Raw genomic sequence first — 19,876 nt, forward strand, 5'->3', positions numbered from 1 at the left:
GCGAGGAGGAACCGTGTTCCGCAGCGAGTACGCCGATGTTCCGCCCGTCGACCTGCCCATCCACGACGCGGTCCTGGGCCGGGCCGCCGGCTTCGGTGACACGCCCGCGCTCGTCGACGGCACGGACGGCACCACGATCACGTACGCCCAACTGGACCGGTTCCACCGGCGGATCGCCGCCGGACTCGCCGAAGCAGGGGTGCGCAAGGGCGATGTCCTCGCCCTGCACAGCCCCAACACCATCGCCTTCCCGACCGCGTTCTACGCCGCCACGCGCGCGGGTGCCTCGGTGACCACCGTGCACCCGCTCGCCACGGCCGAGGAGTTCGCCAAGCAGCTCGGCGACTCGGCGGCCCGCTGGATCGTCACCGTCTCCCCGCTGCTCGCCACCGCCCGGCGGGCCGCCGAACTCGCGGGCGGCGTACGGGAGATCTTCGTGTGCGACAACGCGCCCGGACACCGGTCGCTGATCGACATGCTCGCCTCGACGGCCCCCGAGCCCGAGGCGGCCGTCGACCCCGCCGAGGACGTGGCCGCGCTGCCGTACTCCTCGGGCACCACCGGCGTACCCAAGGGCGTGATGCTCACCCACCGGCAGATCGCCACCAACCTCGCCCAGCTCGAACCGGCCGTCACCGCGGGCCCCGGCGACCGCATCCTCGCCGTGCTGCCCTTCTTCCACATCTACGGCCTCACCGCCCTGATGAACGCGCCCCTGCGCAAGGGCGCCACCGTCGTCGTACTGCCCCGCTTCGAGCTGGACACCTTCCTGGCCGCGATCCAGAACCACCGGATCACCGGCCTGTACGTCGCCCCGCCGATCGTCCTCGCGCTGGCCAAGCACCCGGCGGTCGCGCAGTACGACCTGTCGTCGCTGAAGTACCTGATCAGCGCGGCCGCTCCGCTGGACGCCCAGCTCGCCGCGGCCTGCTCGCAGCGGCTCGGCCTGCCGCCCGTCGGGCAGGCGTACGGCATGACCGAGCTGTCGCCGGGCACGCACGTCGTCCCGCTCGACGCCATGGAGCAGGCGCCGCCCGGCACGGTCGGGAAGCTGATCGCCGGCACCGAGATGCGGATCGTGTCCCTCGACGACCCCGGCAAGGACCTCGGCACCGGCGAGTCCGGCGAGATCCTCATCCGCGGCCCACAGGTGATGAAGGGCTACCTCGGACGGCCCGACGCCACCGCCGCGATGATCGACGCCGACGGCTGGCTGCACACCGGCGACGTCGGCCATGTGGACGGCGACGGCTGGCTGTTCGTCGTCGACCGGGTCAAGGAACTGATCAAGTACAAGGGCTTCCAGGTGGCGCCCGCCGAGCTGGAGGCGCTGCTGCTGACCCATCCCGGCATCCTCGACGCCGCCGTCATCGGCGCCCACGACGAGAACGGCAACGAGATCCCGCACGCCCACGTCGTCCGCCGGCCCGACGCCGACGGGCTCACACAAGGGGAGGTCATGATGTACGTCGCCGAGCGCGTCGCCCCCTACAAACGCGTCCGCCGCGTCACCTTCATCGACACCGTGCCACGGGCGGCCTCCGGGAAGATCCTGCGACGGGAACTGAGGGAATCACCGCAGGCGCGGGAACTCGGGGAGCTGACGTGACGTTCATCAGTCGTACGCGCACCCGCGGGATCGAGACCCTCGCCCTCGACTCCCCGGACACCCGCAACGCCCTGTCGGCCGCCCTCGTGGGCGAGCTGGCGGACGCGCTCGCGGACTGCGGCAAGGACACCGACGTGCGCGCGGTCGTCCTGACCCACACCGGCAACACCTTCAGCGCCGGGGCCGACCTGCGCGATCCGCCGCACCCGGACACGCTCGTCGCCCTGCTGCGGCAGATCGTGGAGCTGCCCAAGCCGGTCGTCGCCCGCGTCACCGGGCACGTCCGCGCGGGCGGCCTCGGCCTGCTGGCGTGCTGCGACATCGGGGCGGCGTCGAGCGCGTCCAGCTTCGCCCTGACCGAGGTCCGCATCGGGGTCGCCCCCGCGGTGATCTCCCTCCCGGTGATCCCGCGGGCCGACCCGCGCGCCCTCGCCCGGTACTACCTGACCGGGGAGCGGTTCGACGCCGCCGAGGCCGCGCGGATCGGCCTGCTCACGGCGGCGGGCGAGGACGTGGACGCCGTACTGGAGCCGATCCTCGACGGTCTGCGCAGGTCCGAGCCGCGGGCCCTGGCGGAGACCAAACGCCTGCTCACAGCTAGGGTGCTGGAGGCCTTCGACCGGGACGCGGGCCGCCTCACCGCGCTCTCGGCCCGGCTGTTCGCCTCCGCGCCCGCCCGCGAGGGGATGACGGCCTTCCTCGAACGACGGGATCCACCATGGGTGCTGTGACGACAGACGGCACGGGCGCTGTGACGACGGACGGCACGGGTGCTGTGACGACGGACGGCACGGGTGCTGTGACGACGGACGGCACGGGTGCTGTGACGACGGACGGCACGGGTGCTGTGACGACGGACGGCACGGTCGACGGCGCGGCCGGTGACACGGCCAGCGACTCCGCCGGTGACACGGTCGGCGACACCGCCGGCCGTGCCGAGCGCGCCGACCGCGTGCCCAAGCAGGACCGCAGCCGGGCCACCCGGCAGCGGCTCCTGGAGGCCGCCGTGGCCTGCCTCGCCGAGCACGGCTGGGCGGGCTCCACGGTGTCCGTCGTCGCCGAACGCGCGGGCGTCTCCCGAGGCGCCGCACAGCACCACTTCCCGACCCGCGAGGACCTGTTCACCGCCGCCGTGGAGTACGTCGCCGAGGAACGGTCGACAGCCCTGCGCGCCCTGTTCCCCCAGGGCGCGGCCGGTGACCGGCGGGCCGTCGTCGCAGCCCTCGTCGACCTCTACACCGGCCCGCTGTTCCGTGCCGCCCTGCACCTGTGGGTGGCCGCGTCCAACGAGGAGCAGCTGCGCGGACAGGTGACCGAGCTGGAGGCGCGCGTGGGCCGGGAGACCCACCGGATAGCCGTCGACCTGCTCGCCGCCGACGAGACCCGGCCCGGCGTGCGCGAGACCGTCCAAGGCCTGCTGGACATGGCCCGCGGCCTGGGCCTGGCCAACCTGCTCACCGACGACGGGGCGCGGCGGGACAAGGTCGTGGCGCAGTGGGGCGCACTGCTGGAGGAGGCGCTGGGCTGACGCCCCGCAGGGTCGGTGAGGCGCACTGCGGGAAGGGGCGCTGGGCCGGAAGGGGCGCTGGGCTGACGCCCCGCCTCACGGGCTCAGCCGCTCCACCCGCCAGCTGCCGTCCGGCTGCTCCACGTACCGCAGCCGGTCGTGCAGCCGGTTCTCGCGGCCCTGCCAGAACTCCACGCTCTGCGGCGCCACCCGGAACCCGCCCCAGTGCGGCGGCACCGGCACCTGCCCGCCCTCCGGATAGCGGGCCTGAAGCTCGATGTACGACGCCTCCAGCTCGGCCCGGGTCGCGATCACCGACGACTGGCCGCTCGCCCACGCGCCGAGCTGCGAGCCGTGCGGCCGGCTGCGGAAGTACGCCGCCGTCTCGTCCCGCCCGGTGCGCCGCGCGACGCCCGTGACGATGACCTGGCGGGCCATGGCGTGCCAGGGGAACAGCAGCGAGACGTACGGGTTCTCCGCCAGGTCACGGGCCTTGCGGGAGTCGTAGTTGGTGTAGAAGACGAAACCCTGCTCGTCGAAGTGCTTCAGCAGCACCGTACGGGAGCTGGGCCGGCCCTCCGCGTCCGCCGTGGCCACGATCATCGCGTTCGGCTCGAACAGATGAGCCTCGACGGCAGCCAGCTTGAACCAGCGCGCGAACTGCTCCACGGGCGTCGCGGCCAGATCGGTCTCGGAGAGCCCGTCGGTCCGGTACTGCTTGCGCATCGCGGCGGGGTCGGGCACATCGGTCGGCAGGGCGTCTGCGTCGGTCACGCGGCCATCTTGCCGTATCACCCCGCGATCACGGACGGCAATGAAGGGGCACGTGATGGCACTCAGTGCCGCGAACGCTCCCCGAAGTTGGCACTCAGGGATATGGTGCTGATGCCAACCAGGTTGGGTGACCGCCGACCGTACGGGGCATCACTGGGGAGACAGCCCAGGACCGCCAGTCCCCGCACGGACCGTGGAGCCATCGGCGTCATCTCTCGTACTGATCATGAGGAGCCGCATGATGTCCGACTTCGTACCCGGACTCGAAGGAGTCGTCGCGTTCGAGACGGAGATCGCCGAACCGGACAAGGAGGGCGGCGCACTCCGGTACCGGGGCGTCGACATCGAGGACCTCGTCGGCCACGTCTCCTTCGGAAACGTATGGGGTCTGCTCGTCGACGGCGCCTTCAACCCCGGCCTGCCGCCCGCCGAGCCGTTCCCGATCCCCGTCCACTCCGGCGACATCCGCGTCGACGTCCAGTCCGCGCTCGCCATGCTCGCGCCGGTCTGGGGCCTCAAACCCCTGCTCGACATCGACGCCGAAGAAGCCCGCGACAACCTCGCCCGCGCCGCCGTCATGGCCCTGTCCTACGTCGCCCAGTCCGCACGCGGCCAGAGCCTGCCCATGGTCCCGCAGCGCGAGATCGACAAGGCCCAGTCCGTCGTCGAACGCTTCATGATCCGCTGGCGCGGCGAGCCCGACCCCAAGCACGTCAAGGCCGTCGACGCGTACTGGACGTCCGCCGCCGAGCACGGCATGAACGCCTCCACCTTCACCGCCCGCGTCATCGCCTCCACCGGCGCCGACGTGGCCGCGGCACTCTCCGGCGCCGTCGGCGCCATGTCCGGACCCCTGCACGGAGGCGCCCCCTCCCGCGTCCTCGGCATGATCGAGGAGATCGAGCGGACCGGCGACGCCGAGGCCTACGTCAAGAACGCCCTCGACCGCGGAGAGCGGCTCATGGGCTTCGGACACCGCGTCTACCGCGCCGAGGACCCCCGCGCACGCGTCCTGCGCCGCACCGCGCGCGAACTGGGCGCACCCCGCTTCGAGGTCGCCGAGGCGCTGGAGAAGGCCGCGCTGGAGGAGCTCCACAACCGGCGGCCCGACCGGGTCCTCGCCACCAACGTCGAGTTCTGGGCGGCGATCATGCTCGACTTCGCCGAGGTGCCCGCCAGCATGTTCACCTCGATGTTCAGCTGCGCCCGTACGGCCGGCTGGTCGGCGCACATTCTCGAGCAGAAGCGGACCGGACGGCTCGTGCGGCCGTCCGCCCGGTACGTGGGGCCCGGGCCGCGGAATCCTCGTGAGGTCGAGGGGTACACCGACATCGCCCACTGACCTGCGGCTGAAGGAGCACGGGCGACTGCGGGCCGGTTGTGGCCGGCCGCGCAGTTCCCCGCGCCCCTCGGGGCACCGGCTCAGGCCGGAGTCAGCAGCGCCGCGTGATGCCGCTCGGCCACCAGCGGGTGGGCCCGCAGCTTGCCCTTCAGCTCGTTGTAGCCGTACTCCGCGAACAGCGGGTTGGTCGGGTCGTCGGTGACACCCGGGGCCGTGGCGGCGTACGGGAAGGCCAGCGGCTCCACGCGCGCATCCAGCCGCGGGTTGTAGAAGAACGGCACGGAGAAGCGCTCGGTGGCGCCGGGCGGGGAGACCACCCGGTGGTTGGTCGCCAGGAGGTACCCGTTGGTGGCGACCTCCAGCAGCTCGCCCAGATTGACCACGAACGCGCTCGGGATCGGCGGCACCTCATGGAACAAGCCGTCCTCGCGCTGCACCTGGAGCCCGCCCACCTGGTCCTGCAGCAGCAGGGTCAGGAAGCCGTAGTCCTTGTGCGCACCGACGCCCTGGTCGGCCCCGTCCCCGGCGCTGCCCGGGTAGCGCACCAGCTTCAGGTGCGGATGAGCGTGCTCACCGAAGACACGGTCGTAGAAGGCCGGGTCGGCACCGATCGAGGCCAGCAGCTCGTGCAGCAGCTTCTCGGCGACACCGCTGAGCCGCTCGATCCAGGCGAGGGCGGCGGCGCGCAGCTCGGGCAGCGCCTCCGGCCACTGGTTCGGACCCTGCAACCACCAGTACGCCGGCTCACCCGCCGCGGGCACCCGCGCCGGCCGCTCCGCACCGATGTCCAGCTGGTCCCGCCAGTCCTGCCGCCCGCCGGTGCGCTCGTCACCGGTGCGCGTGTAGCCGCGGAAATGCGGCGAGTTCACATTGTCGATCGCCAGCCGCTGCTCCTCCGGCAGCGCGAAGAACCGCCGCATGGCCGTGAGCAGCCGGTCCGTCTCCTCCTGACCGATCCCATGCCCGATGAGCTGGAAGAACCCCACATCATGCGCGGCACTGTGCAGCTGCGCACGCAGCAGCGCCCGCGCCTCGGGGCCACGGTCGGCTGCGGAGAGGTCGATGATCGGCAGTTGCTGGTACGACGGGTTCGTCGAGACGTTCGTCATGGTTGCGCATCCGCGGGTGTACGGGGTCCCGGACGCCGCGAGGGGTGGGGCGGCGCACGGGTGCCAAGTGGGCAGAGAGGCGGGAAGAAACCCAGGAGCTGCCACTGAGGCAGCGAGGAAGGCGGGGCCGGAGGCTCAGACGGAGCGTCGACAGCCCATGCTCGTGACGCGGACGTAGTCCACGTGGCGGCGTCGAACGAGCGAAAGCATGGCCCCAGCGTACTGCGCGCCGAAGAATCCGTACGTGACCCAGGTCACGACCGCAGATCCTCTGGCCAATCTCTCTTCTGCCCTGAAAACGCAGCGACCCGCGAGTCTGGTCCTCCAGCGGAGGAGCCGGCCGGACGTACCGGCGACTCGCGGGTCGGGTGACTGCGTTGGATTGGCCGGCTGCGCGCATCTCTCGCGCGCGGGTCCGGCGCCGAACCGAGTACGACGACGGGCTGCTAGCCCGCAGTCACCTCTTCCGTCCGGTATGCATACATCTGCCGAACCACCTCCTCTCCGAAGTGTCTGCAACCTTAGGAACCGTTCGGCTCCGGCTCAAGCGCTTTTTTCGAGATGGCCCAGAAACAGTGCCGACAGGCGCGGCAGCCGGTGGTGCATCTCTGCGTCGTCGTCGAAGTCGAAGTCCTCGCCCGCGGGGGTGCCGGTGTTCGAGCCGCCGGCTTCGGGATGGGCCACCAGGTAGTCGTCGTACGCCTTGTCGAAGGCGTCCGGGTCACCGGTGAGCTGCTCGTAGGCGTCGTCGGCGGCGTAATTGACCTCCTCGTGGAAGAGGGCCTCGTCGGAGTCCTCGGCCGCCACGGCGACGACCTCGGGGTGGTCGGCGAGGACGTCGGGGGAGGCACAGGCGCGTTCGTACCAGGTGCGGCCCTGGGCTATCAGGCCGGCGCGGAAGTCCATGAAGCTGTCGTCGGAGCAGCCGCCGCCGATGAGGTAGGCGGCGGCCCAGACGTCCCAGCGGTACAGGGCGTCATGGAGAGTGTCGAAGCGGGCCTCGAAAGCGAGGATCTCCTCCTTCGGGCAGCGGGTGAGCACGTCCACCAAGGCTTCGTCGAAGGGCACCTCGTTGGTGGTACGTGCGCGGGCCGTGTCGATGAGCCGCCAGAACTCGTCCGTGTCCATGGGTGCACTGTGACAGGTGGGTCCGACAATCACTGATCCGTCATCGTCGCCAGCAAGTTGGCCACCAGCGGACTCGTCCCGTCCCGGCGCCACGCCGCGGCGACCGTCGTCTCCGCGGTCGGGGGCTGCAGGGGCCGGAAGGCGACGCCCTTGAGGCGGATGCGGCGGATGGCGGCCGGGGCCACGGAGACGCCCAGGCCGGCTTCGACCAGGGCGCAGACCGTCTGCCACTCGACGGCGTGCTGGCCGATGCGGGGTGTGAACCCGGCGGCGGCACAGGCGGCGGTGATGCGGTCGTGGAGGCCGGGGCCCGCCTCGCGGGGCAGCAGCACGAACGGCTGGTCGGCCAGGGCGGAGAGCGGGACCGTACGCGGGCGGGCCAGGGGGTGGGACAGCGGGAGGACCGCCACCAGGGGTTCCGTGAGGAGCGTGCGGAAGGCCAGGTCGGGCGCGTCCTGCGGAGGCTCGCGCAACAGGCCGACGTCGATCGTGCCGTCGCGCAGGGCCGTCAGCTGAGGCGCCGTCGTCATCTCGCGGATGTCCAGCTCGACACCGGGGAAGCGGTGGCGGTGGGCGCCCAGGAGACCCGGCAGGACGGTCAGGGCCAGCGACGCGGCGAAGCCCACCCGCAGCCGGCCCGTCTGACCGCTGCCCACCGCGCGGGCGGCCGCCAGACCCTGCGCGAGCCCGCTGAGGGCCTGGCGGGCGGCGGGAAGCAGCTCCCGGCCCGCCGCAGTGAGCGCCACACGGCCCGGCGGGCGCGTGAACAGCGCATGGCCGACCTTCTCCTCCAGCCGCCGGATCTGCTGGCTGAGCGGCGGCTGGGCGATACCCAGACGGACCGCCGCATGACCGAAGTGGAGTTCCTCGGCCAGGACGACGAAGGCGTGCAGTTGCGGCAGAGGCAGTTCCGGGCGCTCCATGCCCCGGATCATATTGCTCGGCGTATCAGAGCTGTTCACGGTACGTATTCGACGTATCGGATCAGCTCGCCTAGCGTGCCCGCCATGACTGAGCGACGCGCCATTCTCAGCGGTTCCGTGTTCGAGGAGCAGATCGGCTACGCCCGGGCCGTGGTGGACGGCGACTGGGTCCATGTGTCGGGGACGACCGGCTTCGACTACGCCACCATGACCATCTCCGACGACGTCGTCGAACAGGCCGAGCAGTGTCTGCGCAACATCGGGGACGCGCTCGCCGAGGCGGGCTGCGGCTTCGAGGACGTGGTGCGGGTGCGGTACCTGCTGCCCGCGCGCGAGGACTTCGAGCCGTGCTGGCCGGTGCTGCGCCGCCACTTCGGGGACGTACGGCCCGCCGCGACGATGATGATGTGCGGGCTCGCCGACCCCCGGATGCGGATCGAGATCGAGGTCTACGCCAGGCGCCCGCAGACAGGTTGACGACCGCGCGGCCGCAAACGCGTTGACGACCGGGCGGCCGTGGCTGTTCGCTGCTGCCGTGACTGATCTTCGTGTCGAAGTTGTCGAAGTTGTCGAAGGCGAGGACGGCGACGCCATGCTGCGGCAGTGGCAGCACGTCCACAACGTGATCGTGCCGCCCGCCGCGATGTCCCTCGACGAGGTCCGCGAACGCGCCGCACGCCACCGGCTGTGCAACGCCTACGTCGGTGAGGAGCTGGTCGGCTGCTCGACCGTACGGGCGCCGCAGGGCGAGGAGAAGGCGGTGATGGTCATCGCGCGCGTGCTGCCCGGACACCGCCGGCGCGGCTTCGGCACGGCCCTGTACGAGGACGGCCTCGCGCACGCGCGCGTGCAGGGCGCCGGAGCCGTTGACACCTGCGTGCTGGCGGTGAACGAGGAGGGCCTCGCCTTCGCCCACGCGCGCGGGTTCACCGAGACCGAGCGCTACACGCTGCCGGGCGGGAACGACGTATGGGTCGACCTGCGTCTGACCTCCGACAGCTGATGGCCGGATTGCCGCCGTACAACGATTCCCCGGCAATCTTGCGGGAACCATATGTGGGCTGCGTCACGTTCCAGTTGAATGATTGCAAGTGAGCGAACCGACGCGCCGTTCGTGCGGACGCAGCCTGCAGGGGGTCCAGGTGAGTGCTTCACGGCGTAGTGGGACCACAAACGAACTGGGGCCGGACGAGCCCGAGCAGCCCGACCGCGACGGCGCGGACCTGCTCGCCGCGCTCCTCGACGGCATGGACGCGGCCCTGTGCGCCTTCGACGCGGACGGCGTCGTCACGCACTGGAACCGCGAGGCGGAACGCATCCTCGGCTGGACGGCCGCCGAGGCCGTAGGGCGGCCCGGACTGGCCGGCTGGGCCCTGCGCGCCGCCGACGCCGAGGAGGTCGAAGGACGGCTGCTGTCGGCCATGCACGCGCCCGGCCGTCAGGTGCACGAGTTCGCGCTGCTCACCAAGGACGGCGGCCGCGTCCTGGTGCGCACCCAGTCCGCCGCCGTACGCGGACCCGACGGCAAACCCGCCGGCGTGTACTGCGCCTTCAGCGAGGTGCACGCCCAGATCGACCTCGAGCGGTCCATCGCCCTGAGCGAGGCCCTCTTCGAGGACGCCTCCTGGGGCGTCGTGCTCGTCGACGCCGACCTGCGGCCCGCTGTCGTCAACGCCCACGCCGCCCGCGCGCTCGGCACCGGACGCTCCTCCGCACTGGGCCGCCCGCTCGGCGAACTCCTCTCCCAGGGCGTGGAGGAACTGGAGAGCGCCCTCACCCATGTGCTCGCCGAAGGGGCGCCGCCCGCCCCCGCCGAGATCTGGGTGAGCGTACGCACCCCCGACGGCGAACGCCGCCGCTGCTGGCGCTGCGGATTCGTCCGGCTCGCCTCCCCCCTCGCCGAGGAACCCGTCCCGCTGGGCGTGGGCTGGCTCTTCCAGGACGTCACCGAGGCCAAGCAGGGCGACCAGGAAGCCTCGCTGCTGCGGTTCCGCTCCAACCAGCTGCACCGCGCCGCCCGCGCCGCCGCCGAGTGCGAGGACCCCGTCGAGGCCGCCACCGTCCACCTCGACTTCGCCCTCGCCGGATTCGCCGACCACGCGCTGATCGACCGCATCGCGGGCGGCGGCACCGCGGCCGAGGGCGAGGACGCCCCGCCCGTACGGCTCGTACGACTGGCCGCCACCCCCTCCGGCGCCCCCGGCCCCAGCCTGCTCGCCGGCCGCGCGGGCCTCCCGGTCCGCTACCCCGCGGGCCACCCCGCCCTGAGCTGCGTCGACCGCGCCGGCTCCGTACGCGCCAGCATCGGCTCCGCCCCCGCCGACCAGGCCCGCGAGTGGGCCCTGGCCCGCCAGTGGCCCGACGACGCGGTCCACGCCCTGTGCGCCGTGCTGCGCAGCCGCGGCCGGACCCTCGGCGTCGTCACCTTCCTACGAGGCGCAGGCCGCAGCCAGTTCGAGCGCTCCGACGCCGTGTATGCCGAGGATGTGGCGGTGCGGATAGCGGGGGCGCTGGATCTGGCCGGGTTGGTGGGGCGGGAGTGACGGGTCCCTCTCCGGGGAGCCCCGCCCGGCCCGCGCTGGGTCAGTGCCGGTAGAAGATCCGGTCCCGGTACTGCTCCATCACGCGGCTGTTCCACTCGTGGCCGCCGTCGACGTTGCCCGAGCGCAGGAGGGGTGGTTCGAGGCCGCGGTCGGCGAGGGAGCCGGCGGCGGTGGCGAGGACGGCCTGGAGGAGGGCGGTGGTGACGACGGTGGAGGCGGGGCCGAAGGGGGCGGGGACGGTGTCGAGGGTGAGTTCGGCGTCGCCGACGGCGATCTTGGAGTCGAGGACGATGTCGCAGTGGTCCTTGAGGAAGGTGCCGGAGGTGTGGCGGGACGTCGTCTCCGTCGCGTAGGCGACCGAGGTGACGCCGATGACCTTCACGCCGAGGGCGCGGGCGTGCATGGCCATCTCCACGGGCAGCGCGTTGCGGCCGGACAGGGAGATGATCACCAGGACGTCGCCCGCGCGGAGGGGCGAGGAGTCCAGGACGGCGCTCGCGAGGCCGTCGACGCGCTCCAGGGCGGAGCCGAGGGGCGCGGGCATGACGTCGACGCCGACGACTCCGGGGACGGCGAGCAGGTTCATCAGGGCGAGACCGCCCGCGCGGTAGACGACGTCCTGTGCGGCGAGCGAGGAGTGTCCGGCGCCGAAGGCGAACAGGCGGCCGCCCGCGGCGACGGTGTCGGCGAGGAGTGTGCCGGCCGCGGCGACGGCCTCGGCCTCCTCGTCGCGGACGCGGCGCAGCAGGCCGATGGCGGCGTCGAAGTACTGGTCGGCCAGCTTGCTGTCGCCCATGCGGAGCCCCTTCGCTCTTCGCGGTGCCGTGCTCGGGACACCCGGGACGCCCGGGAATCGGTACCCGGGGTGTCCGTGGATGCTGTTGACTGCCTGTGTCGCGGATCACCGTGCGGTCTGGACCAGTGGGATGTCAATACGGCCCCTGGCGCTTCGGGCCGTGCGCTGCTCGGCGGGCAGGAAGCCTCCGGGGCCGGGAGCGGTTGACGGCGGGGGAGGGGGTGCCGGGCGCGGCCGCTTCGGGCTGCGCGGCACGGTTGTCAGTGGTATCCGGCAGAATTGATGCCAGGGCCAGCGCACGGGCCGGAGACCGTCGAGCCTCCGGCAGATCTCACCGAGGGGCACGTATGTCCGGACTGATCGACACCACGGAGATGTATCTCCGCACCATCCTCGAGCTGGAGGAGGAAGGTGTTGTCCCCATGCGTGCCCGCATCGCCGAGCGGCTGGACCAGAGCGGGCCGACGGTCAGCCAGACGGTGGCGCGGATGGAGCGCGACGGCCTGGTGTCCGTGGCCAGCGACCGGCACCTGGAGCTGACCGACGAGGGCCGTCGGCTGGCCACGCGCGTGATGCGCAAGCACCGGCTCGCCGAGTGTCTGCTGGTGGACGTCATCGGCCTGGAGTGGGAGCAGGTCCACGCCGAGGCGTGCCGCTGGGAGCACGTGATGAGCGAGGCCGTGGAGCGGCGCGTGCTGGAGCTGCTGCGCCACCCCACCGAGTCGCCGTACGGCAACCCGATCCCGGGCCTGGAGGAGCTGGGCGAGAAGGACGGCGCCGAGGCCTTCCTGGACGAGAGCATGGTCTCCCTGGCGGAGCTCGACCCGGGCAGCGACGGCAAGACGGTCGTGGTGCGCCGGATCGGCGAGCCCATCCAGACGGATGCGCAGCTGATGTACACCCTGCGGCGCGCGGGCGTGCAGCCCGGCTCGGTGGTCAGCGTGACCGAGTCGGCGGGCGGTGTGCTGGTCGGCAGCGGCGGCGAGGCGGCCGAGCTGGACAGCGACGTCGCCTCGCACGTGTTCGTCGCCAAGCGCTGACGCCTCTCCCGTGTGAGCGGGTGACGTCCGGGCGCGGTGGGGCTGCTGTGGTCCTTCGCCGCCGCGTCGAATCCCGGCCCGGCTGCGTCGAATCGCAGCGGCGGCGCGCCGCGCGTGCCAGGCTGTCGCGTGAGGCATACGACCGGGAGGGGCGGGCGGGCGGATGTGCCGAGAACGAGCGGAGGGCCCCGGCGCCGTGTGGCGCCGGGGCCTGTCCTCCCCTGTGTCGACCCGGAGCCCCGAGCTCTCAGGGTCGTTCCCCTCGGACCGTTTTCCCCGAGCGGTCCGCCTCCCGTTGAAGGTCTCCCCTCGGCGGCGGCGATCATTCCTTGAGCGGTGTCACTCGAATGAGCGGTGTTACCGGGCAAGACCGCGTTTTCGAATAGGGGTTCGATAGTCTGCCGGTGGGCGATCCGCCCGAGCAGCAGCACAACGGCGGTACGGCGGGCAGGGCGCGGACGCAGTACGGGCGGACCGCGCCGCCCGAGCGGGAGCGGGCGGTCCGAGCGGAGCTTGGGGGTACCGGGAGCAATGGCGCGGCGCATCGATGTGACGGGAAGCGGCGGGGTACGCCTCGCGGCATGGGAGTTCGGCGACCCTCCCAAGCCGGGCGACGGACCCGGGCCGGACGACGGACCCGGGCCGGGCGACGGACCCGGGCCGGGCGACGGACCCGGACGGGACGACCCCTTCGGGCTGGGCGACGCCCCCGAGCCCAGTGACGCCCCCGAGCCGGGCAGTGGCTTCGGTGCGGAGGGTGAATCCACCCCCGGCGTGCTGTTACTGCACGGCCTGATGGGCCGTGCCTCGCACTGGGCGTCCACCGCCCGCTGGCTCTCCGGACGGCACCGTGCCGTCGCGCTCGACCAGCGGGGCCATGGACAGAGCGAGAAGCCCCCACAGGCCGCGTACACGCGTGAGGCGTACGTCGAGGACGCCGAGGCCACCCTCGAACAGCTCCGCCTCGGGCCGGCCGTCCTCATCGGCCACGCCATGGGCGCGCTGACCGCCTGGCAGCTCGCCGCGAAACGCCCCGACCTCGTCCGCGCCCTGATCATCTGCGACATGCGGGCCTCCGCCCTCGGCGCGGCCTCGCAGCGCGAGTGGACCGACTGGTTCGAGTCCTGGCCCGTGCCCTTCGCCACCCTTGCCGACGTACGCAAGTGGTTCGGCGAGGACGACCCCTGGGTGGAGCGGCCCAACCCGTCCCGCGGCGCGTTCTACGCCGAGGTCATGCAGGAGTCGCCCGACGGCTGGCGGCCCGTCTTCGAGCCCGGGCAGATGCTGAAGTCCCGCGAGACCTGGGTCTACGACGCGCACTGGGAGGAGCTGGCCCAGGTGCGGTGCCCCGCACTCGTCGTCCGCGGCCTCGACGGCGAACTGGGCCGCGCCGAGGCGCAGGAGATGGTCCGCGTCCTGCCCCACGGCCAGTACGCGGAGGTCGCCGACGCCGGGCACCTCGTCCACTACGACCAGCCCGAGGCGTGGCGGGCCGCGATCGAGCCGTTCCTGGACGGCGTGCTGACACAGTGACGCACTCGGCGCACCTGACACAGTGACGTACCCGGCGCACCCGGCGCACCCGGCGCACCCGGCGCACTCGGCGCGCCCGGGAAACCGTCACGCCTTCTCGATCTCGCCCACGCACCGGAGCACCGCCGCCACCAGCGCCCGGTGCGCCGGAAGCGCCGGCCGGGCCGTGAGGGCGGGATCGCGGGCGCCGGCCAGGATCTCTTCCAGGGCCGAGGCCAGGGCGGGGTCGGTGCGGAAGCCGTCGAGGATGCCGCGGGTGACCTCGGCGGTCGGGCCGTAGGACGTCGCGGCGGCCAGGAGATTGCCCAGGGCCAGGCCCAGATGCATCACCGGCCACAACTCCGGCGCCACGTCCGCCACCTCGCCCCGCAGCGCCGCCAGCGCCCGTGCCGCCACCGGCGAGTCGAACGGCCCCAGCCCCGCCAGCAGGACTCCCGGCTCCCGCTCACCCGCGAGGATCCGCCCCAACACCCCTGCCAGCGGGCCGAACCGGGGGTCCGTCCCGGCGTACCGCTCCAACTGCTGCCGCACCTTCACCCGGGCCGCCGTGTTCCCCCGCTCGGCGGCGACGAGCGCGCCCAGCACGGGCTCCCACGCCAGCGCCCACACGGCCCGCGCGACGGCCTCCCCGGACGGCCTCCCACCGGCCCCCGCCTCCCGCCGTACCTCCCGGACCGCCGTCTCCAGCAGGGCCCGCACCCGGCCCGCGTCCGGCGACAATCGCTCCAGGAGCCGGTCCAGAGCCACCCCGGGCACCTGGGCGACCCGGGCGCACAGCTCGGCCGGATCGGCGGGCAGGAGGGCGGCGTCGGCGCCGAGGACGAGGACGTCGTTCACGACCGCCCCCAGCGCGTCGGCGGTCCGGCCGCCCGTGAGGAGGCCGAGCAGCGCGCCCGCGAGGTGGTGGGCGACGGCGGCGGGGGCGTCACGGGTGTGGGCGTGCAGGTAGGAGCCGTAGTTGGCGTGGCTGACGGCGATCGCGGCGGGGAAGCCGCCCCGGTAGGCGTAGCGCAGACAGTCGCGGCCCCGGGCCAGCGCGAGCGCCCCGCGGCCGCGCGCGTCCTCGACGGTGGCGAGCGCGCCGAACACCTCGCCCAGGTGCAGAGGGTCGTCGGCCGCCTCGAACACCTCCCGGCACCCCTCCAGCACGGACAGCGCGTCGGACAGACGCCCCAGCCGCAGCAGCGGCAGGTAGGCGGGGAAGCGGGCCTGCGCCACATCGATGCCGGGTGCGCCCCGGGAGGCCTTCACCGTGCACAGCTCGGCGTTGAACTTCAGGGCCGTCGCCCACTGTTCGGCCACGATCGCGGCCCGCTGCCCGGTGTCGCAGAACTCCTCCCAGACCTGCCACCACACCGTGCCGTCCGTGGAGCGCGACTCCGAGGTGCGCGGCAGCGCGTCCATACGGCGACGCAGTACGGCCGCCTCGGCCAGCACCTGCGCGGCCCGCCCCTGCTCCGCCAGTACATGCAGCCGGTGCACCTCGCCGACCAGCCCCGCCCAGCCGCCGAGCCCGGCCGTACGGGCGTGGGCGATCTCGGTGCCGGCGAGGTCCAGCGCCTCCTGGAGCCGCCCGTTGCGCACACACAGCCCGACCAGCCGTCCGGCCGCCGCGGACACCCCCGCCGCGTCACCCCGCTCCGACGCCCGCGCCAGCGCCGTACGCGCCATCCGCTCGGCCGTCGCCGGATCGGTCGCCCACAGCACCTCCGCCAGCGCGTCCGTCGGGGGCGCCGTACCGTCATCGGACGCGGCCAGTACGGCGATCCGGCGCAGCACCGGCATCACGCGCGCCACCGTCGGCCGTGAGTCGTCGCGCCGCAGCACCGCCTGCAGCAACGCCTCCGCGCCCTGCGCCAGCCCGATCCGGAGCAGATACGGCGCCGCCGACAGCCCCGCCCGCGCCAGCACCGGCCCCGCCGCCGACGCCCCCTCCGCGTCCGTGCCCTCGCGCCGCCACGCCATCTCGAAGATCCGCGCCCAGTACCCGGCCATCCGCTCGTCGACCAGCCGCCGCAGCTCCGCCCCGGCGCCCGCCCGGCCCTGTTCGGCGACCGCGGCCTGGATGTCGTACGACTGTTTGGCATACGACGATGTCGGGCGCGGCGTGATCAGGCCCTGCTCGGCGAGGGTGGCGAGGCCGGTGGACGGTGGCTCGGCGGGGTGGCCGAGGCGGGCGCGGAGGTCCGGCCAGTTGTGTGCGACGCAGGCGTCGACGCGGTCGGGTTCCTCCAGGCAGCACAGGAAGCGGAACAGGTCGGCGTGGGCGGGGGTCAGGCTGTCGGTGATGCTGTCGGTCCAGGCACTCAGCAGCCGCAGGTGGTCGGTGTCGTCCGGCTCGTCCCGGCCCTGCGGTCGGCCGTCGGTGAAGTCGGTGAAGAAGCCCTCCGGCAGGCCGCCGCCCTCGGACCAGGCCCGTCCCGCCGAGCCCAGCAGTGCCGCGAGCCGCGCCGGGTCGGCGGCCTGCGCGTCGGCCAGTTCGAGGAGCCGGGGGTGTCCTCGGGTCACCTCCAGCAGGGCGGTGGCGTACCGGCGGCCGGTACCTGGGGCCAGGCCGGCCGCCCGGCCCTCGGCCAGCGCCGCCAGGTGGGGCAGCTCACGGGCCAGCAGCAGCGCCTCGTCGGGGGTGAGCAGGTCGACCGGGGCGGTGGGCAGCCGGGGCCCCGCTCCGGGCGGCCGGACACGGCAGGTGAGCAGCGTTCGGCCGGGCCCCGCATGCCCGGACAGGGCTTCCGTCACCCGCGCCCAGCGGGGGTCCCGCCAGGTGCCGTCCGGGCCGAGCAGCGCGTCGACGTGGTCGAGGACCAGCAGGACCCGGCGCCGGGCCAGACAGGATGCCAGGGCGGCGGCGAACTCCTCGCCGTCGCCGAGGGGCTGGCCTGCTTCCCCGGGGCCCGCTTCCCCCAGCCCCACCCCCCAGAGCCCCGACTCCTCCATCCCCGCCGCGAACTCCGCCCTCACGTCCCGCGCGTCCGCGTCGGACTGTCTGCGCTCCGGCACCTTGAACCACACCACCGTCTCGAAGGCGTGGGCGTGGGTCTCGACCAGTTCCCGGGCGCATGCCGTCTTGCCGGCCCCGGGCATGCCCTGGAGCACCGCCCCGCACGCCCCGCTGCCGGGGGCGAGGAGTGTGCTGAGGTGGGCCATGAGAGGGACGCGGCCGACGAAGCGGTCGGGGAGTGGGGGTACGCCGGAGGTGTGGGGCGCTGTGGGCGGGCCGGCCGGGTGCCGGGACGGGGTCAGTCGCAAGGTGGCCGCCCGTGCGCCGAACAGTGCGGGTGTGGCTGCCGAGAGGGCCGGGCCGTGCTGCTGCGCCGTCTCGGACAGTGCACCGGCGAGCGCGCGGGGCAGCGGCAGGCCGTCGACGACGAGCCGCCGGTAGAGGCGCTCGGCCAGCGCGACGGCGAACTCGTCGGCGACGGGATAGCGCATCGCGAGCACGGCACACCCCAGCCGCGCCACCAACTCCCCGGCGACGACACCGACATCGGGTGCGCGGCCGGAGTCGTCCTCGGTCGGCTCCGCGGCGACGACGCTGACATCGGGTGCGCGGCCGGAGTCGTCCTCGGTCGGCTCCGCGGCGACGGTCCTGGCATCGGGTGTGCGGCCGGAGTCGTCCTCGGTCGGCTTCGCGGCGACGGTCCTGGCATCGGGTGCGTGCCCGGAGTCGTCCTCGGTCGGCTCCGCGGCGACGGTCCTGGCATCGGGTGCGTGCCCGGAGTCGTCCTCGGTCGGCTTCGCGGCGACGGTCCTGGCATCGGGTGTGCGGCCGGAGTGGCTCTCGGTCGGCTCCCCGGCGACGACACCGACATCGGGTGCACGGCCGGAGTCGCCCTCGGTCGGCTTCGCGGCGACGGTCCTGGCATCGGGTGTGCGGCCGGAGTGGCTCTCGGTCGGCTCCCCGGAGGCCGTCGGTATCCCCAGCGCCCTGCGCTGTTCCCGTACCGTCAGCGCCGCCGACCAGCAGGCCGAGAGGGTGACCAGGCCGACCCGGCGGGCCGTGGCCAGCAGATCGGCGAGGTCGGCGGCCGTGACGCGGTCCGGCCGGCCGGTGTCGGTCTCCAGGAGCAGCTCGCCGGGTGTGCCGTGGCCGGAGACGTGGACGATGTCCCAGCCGCCCGGCTCGGCCAGCACGGCCCGCAGCCGCTCACGGCTCACCCCGTACTGGAGGACCCGCAGCTCCACCGCGCGCCCGGAGCGGGCCGCCTCGGTGAACAGGCCCGCCAGCGCGGTGCGTTCGCGGCGCAGGTTCAGGGCCCGGCTGCCCTGCGGCAGGCTGAAGAGCGCCAGCACCCGTACCGGGCGCCCACTCCGCTCCTCCGCAGTCGTGGCCTCCTGCCCCACCTGCATCACCGGTGTCACGTCCTGGACGGCCAGCGGCCGCCCCCGCACATGCGCCAGCTCCAGCGGCACGAACAGCAGCCGCCGCGCGGCCGGTACGTCCGCCGGGACCACGACCCGGACCACCGCGGGTGCCGCCGCGAGCAGCAGCGGCCCGATCGGGCCGAGCACCTCCGCACCGATCCAGGCCCCGACCTCCCGCACGATCTCCCGCTCGCGCGCCGCCCGCCGGTCCGGCGGGGCATGCCGGCGCACAAATCCGGCGAGGTCCAGGAACGCCTCGTACTCCGGGCGCGAGACATCGAGCCGTACGTCGTGCCGGGCCCGGACGTCCGGCCCGGTCAGCTCCCAGCTCCACCGGTCGGATCCCGCGAAGTCGCGGACATGCAGACGCAGTTCGCGCACGCTCAGAACCCGAACCGCTGCCGGAGCTGCCGGAGCTGCCGTACGGCGCCCTCCACCTGCCCGCGCGCCAGATGGCCGGGCGGCAGCTCGCGCAGGCCCTGTTCGTACCGCTCGTGCGCCTCGATCAGATGCGTCACCTGCCCGCTCTGGGCCAGCGCGAACAGCACGCCGCCGAGGTTGACCAGCCGTATCGCGTGCAGCGGATCGGCGGGCGGTGTGCCGGCGAGCGCGGCGCGTGCGTGCTGGACCGCCTCGTCGAGAACGGCCGGGTCGGGGAAGCGCCGGGTGCGGCGCAGAAGGGAGTTCGCCAGATTGGACTGGATGCCGGCACGCTCGGGGTGGTCGGCGGGCAGCAGGTCCAGGCTCGAACGGTAGAGGGTGATCGCCTCGTCGATGTCCTGCGCCCGCCCGTCCCGGTCGAAGGCCTCCTGGAGCGAGGTGGCCAGGGACGACATGTGCCGGGGCAGCTCCGGGTCACCCGGCGGTGAGGCCTCGACCGCCTGCCGCCCGTACTCCAGCGACTGTTCCAGCAGGCGTACGTCCCGCTCGCGCTCCCAGCGCAGCCGGGTCAGCATGCACAGCGCCGACAGGGCGGAAGCCTGCCGGACGTCCTCGGCCGGGTACTGGCTCACGGCCTGCTCGGCGGCCCGCGCGGCCCGCACCAGAAGGGCCGGGTCGCCGGTGCGAGCGTACTCCAGCCGCAGCCGGTCGGCGTGGGCCAGCGGCTCCTCCTCGGCGCCCCTGCCCGTACTCCCCGATCGCCTGAACCATCTGGTCACGCCCGCTCCCCCGCTCGTCGGTACGCACGGTGTACCCAACTAGAGGG

General features: G+C 73.4%; 16 protein-coding genes. 9 read left to right on the forward strand and 7 right to left on the reverse strand.

All coding sequences use genetic code 11. From position 1 onward, the window contains the following. The first annotated feature begins 13 nt into the window (after window positions 1-13). From ACIQ6Y_RS23185 to ACIQ6Y_RS23195, 3 genes are all read left to right on the forward strand, one after another. On the forward strand, window positions 14-1,609 hold the full coding sequence (locus ACIQ6Y_RS23185; protein ID WP_404041849.1) for a 4-coumarate--CoA ligase family protein: 1,596 nt from the start codon (window positions 14-16) through the stop codon (window positions 1,607-1,609). Continuing rightward, entirely contained in the window at window positions 1,606-2,340 is a 735-nt protein-coding gene (locus ACIQ6Y_RS23190) for an enoyl-CoA hydratase family protein (protein WP_404041850.1), read from the forward strand. Before ACIQ6Y_RS23185 ends, ACIQ6Y_RS23190 begins: the two co-directional genes overlap by 4 nt. Before the next feature lie 221 nt (window positions 2,341-2,561). Next, window positions 2,562-3,137 (forward strand): TetR/AcrR family transcriptional regulator, encoded by a 576-nt coding sequence (locus ACIQ6Y_RS23195; RefSeq protein WP_404042158.1) that lies wholly within the window; start codon window positions 2,562-2,564, stop codon window positions 3,135-3,137. 75 nt (window positions 3,138-3,212) lie between these two features. On the opposite strand, the gene pdxH is transcribed toward ACIQ6Y_RS23195, so the two are convergent. Then, a complete protein-coding gene (gene pdxH, locus ACIQ6Y_RS23200; protein ID WP_404041851.1) occupies window positions 3,213-3,890 on the reverse strand; it encodes a pyridoxamine 5'-phosphate oxidase in 678 nt (225 codons plus the stop codon). A gap of 241 nt (window positions 3,891-4,131) precedes the next feature. Between pdxH and ACIQ6Y_RS23205 the strand changes: the two genes are divergently transcribed. Further along, complete coding sequence (locus ACIQ6Y_RS23205; protein WP_404041852.1) at window positions 4,132-5,232, forward strand: citrate synthase 2; 1,101 nt, start codon at window positions 4,132-4,134, stop codon at window positions 5,230-5,232. 80 nt (window positions 5,233-5,312) lie between these two features. On the opposite strand, the gene ACIQ6Y_RS23210 is transcribed toward ACIQ6Y_RS23205, so the two are convergent. From ACIQ6Y_RS23210 to ACIQ6Y_RS23220, 3 genes are all read right to left on the reverse strand, one after another. Further along, complete coding sequence (locus ACIQ6Y_RS23210) at window positions 5,313-6,341, reverse strand: isopenicillin N synthase family dioxygenase (protein ID WP_404041853.1); 1,029 nt, start codon at window positions 6,339-6,341, stop codon at window positions 5,313-5,315. A 543-nt stretch (window positions 6,342-6,884) separates the two neighbouring features. Further along, window positions 6,885-7,469: a DUF4240 domain-containing protein gene (locus ACIQ6Y_RS23215; protein WP_404041854.1), complete on the reverse strand. Its 585-nt coding sequence runs from the start codon at window positions 7,467-7,469 to the stop codon at window positions 6,885-6,887. A 29-nt stretch (window positions 7,470-7,498) separates the two neighbouring features. Then, on the reverse strand, window positions 7,499-8,392 hold the full coding sequence (locus ACIQ6Y_RS23220) for a LysR family transcriptional regulator (RefSeq protein ID WP_404041855.1): 894 nt from the start codon (window positions 8,390-8,392) through the stop codon (window positions 7,499-7,501). Between the two features lie 84 nt (window positions 8,393-8,476). Here ACIQ6Y_RS23220 and ACIQ6Y_RS23225 point away from each other — a divergent pair, with 84 nt between their 5' ends. The 3 genes from ACIQ6Y_RS23225 (at window position 8,477) to ACIQ6Y_RS23235 (ending at window position 10,935) form a co-directional block, all read left to right on the forward strand. Beyond that, the gene (locus ACIQ6Y_RS23225) at window positions 8,477-8,869 is read left to right on the forward strand and encodes a RidA family protein (protein WP_404041856.1); all 393 of its coding nucleotides are present in this window, start codon (window positions 8,477-8,479) and stop codon (window positions 8,867-8,869) included. A gap of 58 nt (window positions 8,870-8,927) precedes the next feature. Then, window positions 8,928-9,395 (forward strand): GNAT family N-acetyltransferase, encoded by a 468-nt coding sequence (locus tag ACIQ6Y_RS23230; protein WP_404041857.1) that lies wholly within the window; start codon window positions 8,928-8,930, stop codon window positions 9,393-9,395. Window positions 9,396-9,534: 139 nt separating this feature from the next. Continuing rightward, window positions 9,535-10,935, forward strand: coding sequence for a PAS domain-containing protein (locus tag ACIQ6Y_RS23235; RefSeq protein ID WP_404041858.1), 1,401 nt, complete (start codon window positions 9,535-9,537; stop codon window positions 10,933-10,935). A 40-nt stretch (window positions 10,936-10,975) separates the two neighbouring features. Here ACIQ6Y_RS23235 and ACIQ6Y_RS23240 read toward each other — a convergent pair whose 3' ends face one another. Then, complete coding sequence (locus ACIQ6Y_RS23240; RefSeq protein WP_404041859.1) at window positions 10,976-11,731, reverse strand: SIS domain-containing protein; 756 nt, start codon at window positions 11,729-11,731, stop codon at window positions 10,976-10,978. Window positions 11,732-12,078: 347 nt separating this feature from the next. Here ACIQ6Y_RS23240 and ACIQ6Y_RS23245 point away from each other — a divergent pair, with 347 nt between their 5' ends. Next, window positions 12,079-12,771 carry a metal-dependent transcriptional regulator gene (locus tag ACIQ6Y_RS23245; protein ID WP_404041860.1) on the forward strand — a complete coding sequence of 231 codons (693 nt, stop codon included), beginning with the start codon at window positions 12,079-12,081 and terminating at the stop codon, window positions 12,769-12,771. 531 nt (window positions 12,772-13,302) lie between these two features. Further along, window positions 13,303-14,304, forward strand: a complete 1,002-nt coding sequence (locus tag ACIQ6Y_RS23250) for an alpha/beta fold hydrolase (RefSeq protein ID WP_404041861.1) — start codon at window positions 13,303-13,305, stop codon at window positions 14,302-14,304. An 87-nt stretch (window positions 14,305-14,391) separates the two neighbouring features. On the opposite strand, the gene ACIQ6Y_RS23255 is transcribed toward ACIQ6Y_RS23250, so the two are convergent. Together ACIQ6Y_RS23255 and ACIQ6Y_RS23260 are read right to left on the reverse strand one after the other, a co-directional pair. Beyond that, a complete protein-coding gene (locus ACIQ6Y_RS23255) occupies window positions 14,392-19,050 on the reverse strand; it encodes a CHAT domain-containing protein (RefSeq protein WP_404041862.1) in 4,659 nt (1,552 codons plus the stop codon). A gap of 2 nt (window positions 19,051-19,052) precedes the next feature. After that, window positions 19,053-19,829: a hypothetical protein gene (locus ACIQ6Y_RS23260; protein WP_404041863.1), complete on the reverse strand. Its 777-nt coding sequence runs from the start codon at window positions 19,827-19,829 to the stop codon at window positions 19,053-19,055. Window positions 19,830-19,876 lie beyond the last annotated feature (47 nt).

Origin of the sequence: Streptomyces sp. NPDC096205 (genome assembly GCF_044763135.1) — a bacterium.
Taxonomy (GTDB): Bacteria; Actinomycetota; Actinomycetes; order Streptomycetales; family Streptomycetaceae; genus Streptomyces.

Coding starts and splice junctions, on each gene's coding strand:
- ACIQ6Y_RS23225 (WP_404041856.1), top strand. CDS start 8,477: ATGACTGAGCGACGCGCCATTCTCAGCGGTTCCGTGTTCGAGGAGCAG.
- ACIQ6Y_RS23210 (WP_404041853.1), bottom strand. CDS start 6,341: ATGACGAACGTCTCGACGAACCCGTCGTACCAGCAACTGCCGATCATC.
- ACIQ6Y_RS23205 (WP_404041852.1), top strand. CDS start 4,132: ATGTCCGACTTCGTACCCGGACTCGAAGGAGTCGTCGCGTTCGAGACG.
- ACIQ6Y_RS23250 (WP_404041861.1), top strand. CDS start 13,303: ATGGCGCGGCGCATCGATGTGACGGGAAGCGGCGGGGTACGCCTCGCG.
- ACIQ6Y_RS23245 (WP_404041860.1), top strand. CDS start 12,079: ATGTCCGGACTGATCGACACCACGGAGATGTATCTCCGCACCATCCTC.
- ACIQ6Y_RS23240 (WP_404041859.1), bottom strand. CDS start 11,731: ATGGGCGACAGCAAGCTGGCCGACCAGTACTTCGACGCCGCCATCGGC.
- ACIQ6Y_RS23220 (WP_404041855.1), bottom strand. CDS start 8,392: ATGGAGCGCCCGGAACTGCCTCTGCCGCAACTGCACGCCTTCGTCGTC.
- ACIQ6Y_RS23215 (WP_404041854.1), bottom strand. CDS start 7,469: ATGGACACGGACGAGTTCTGGCGGCTCATCGACACGGCCCGCGCACGT.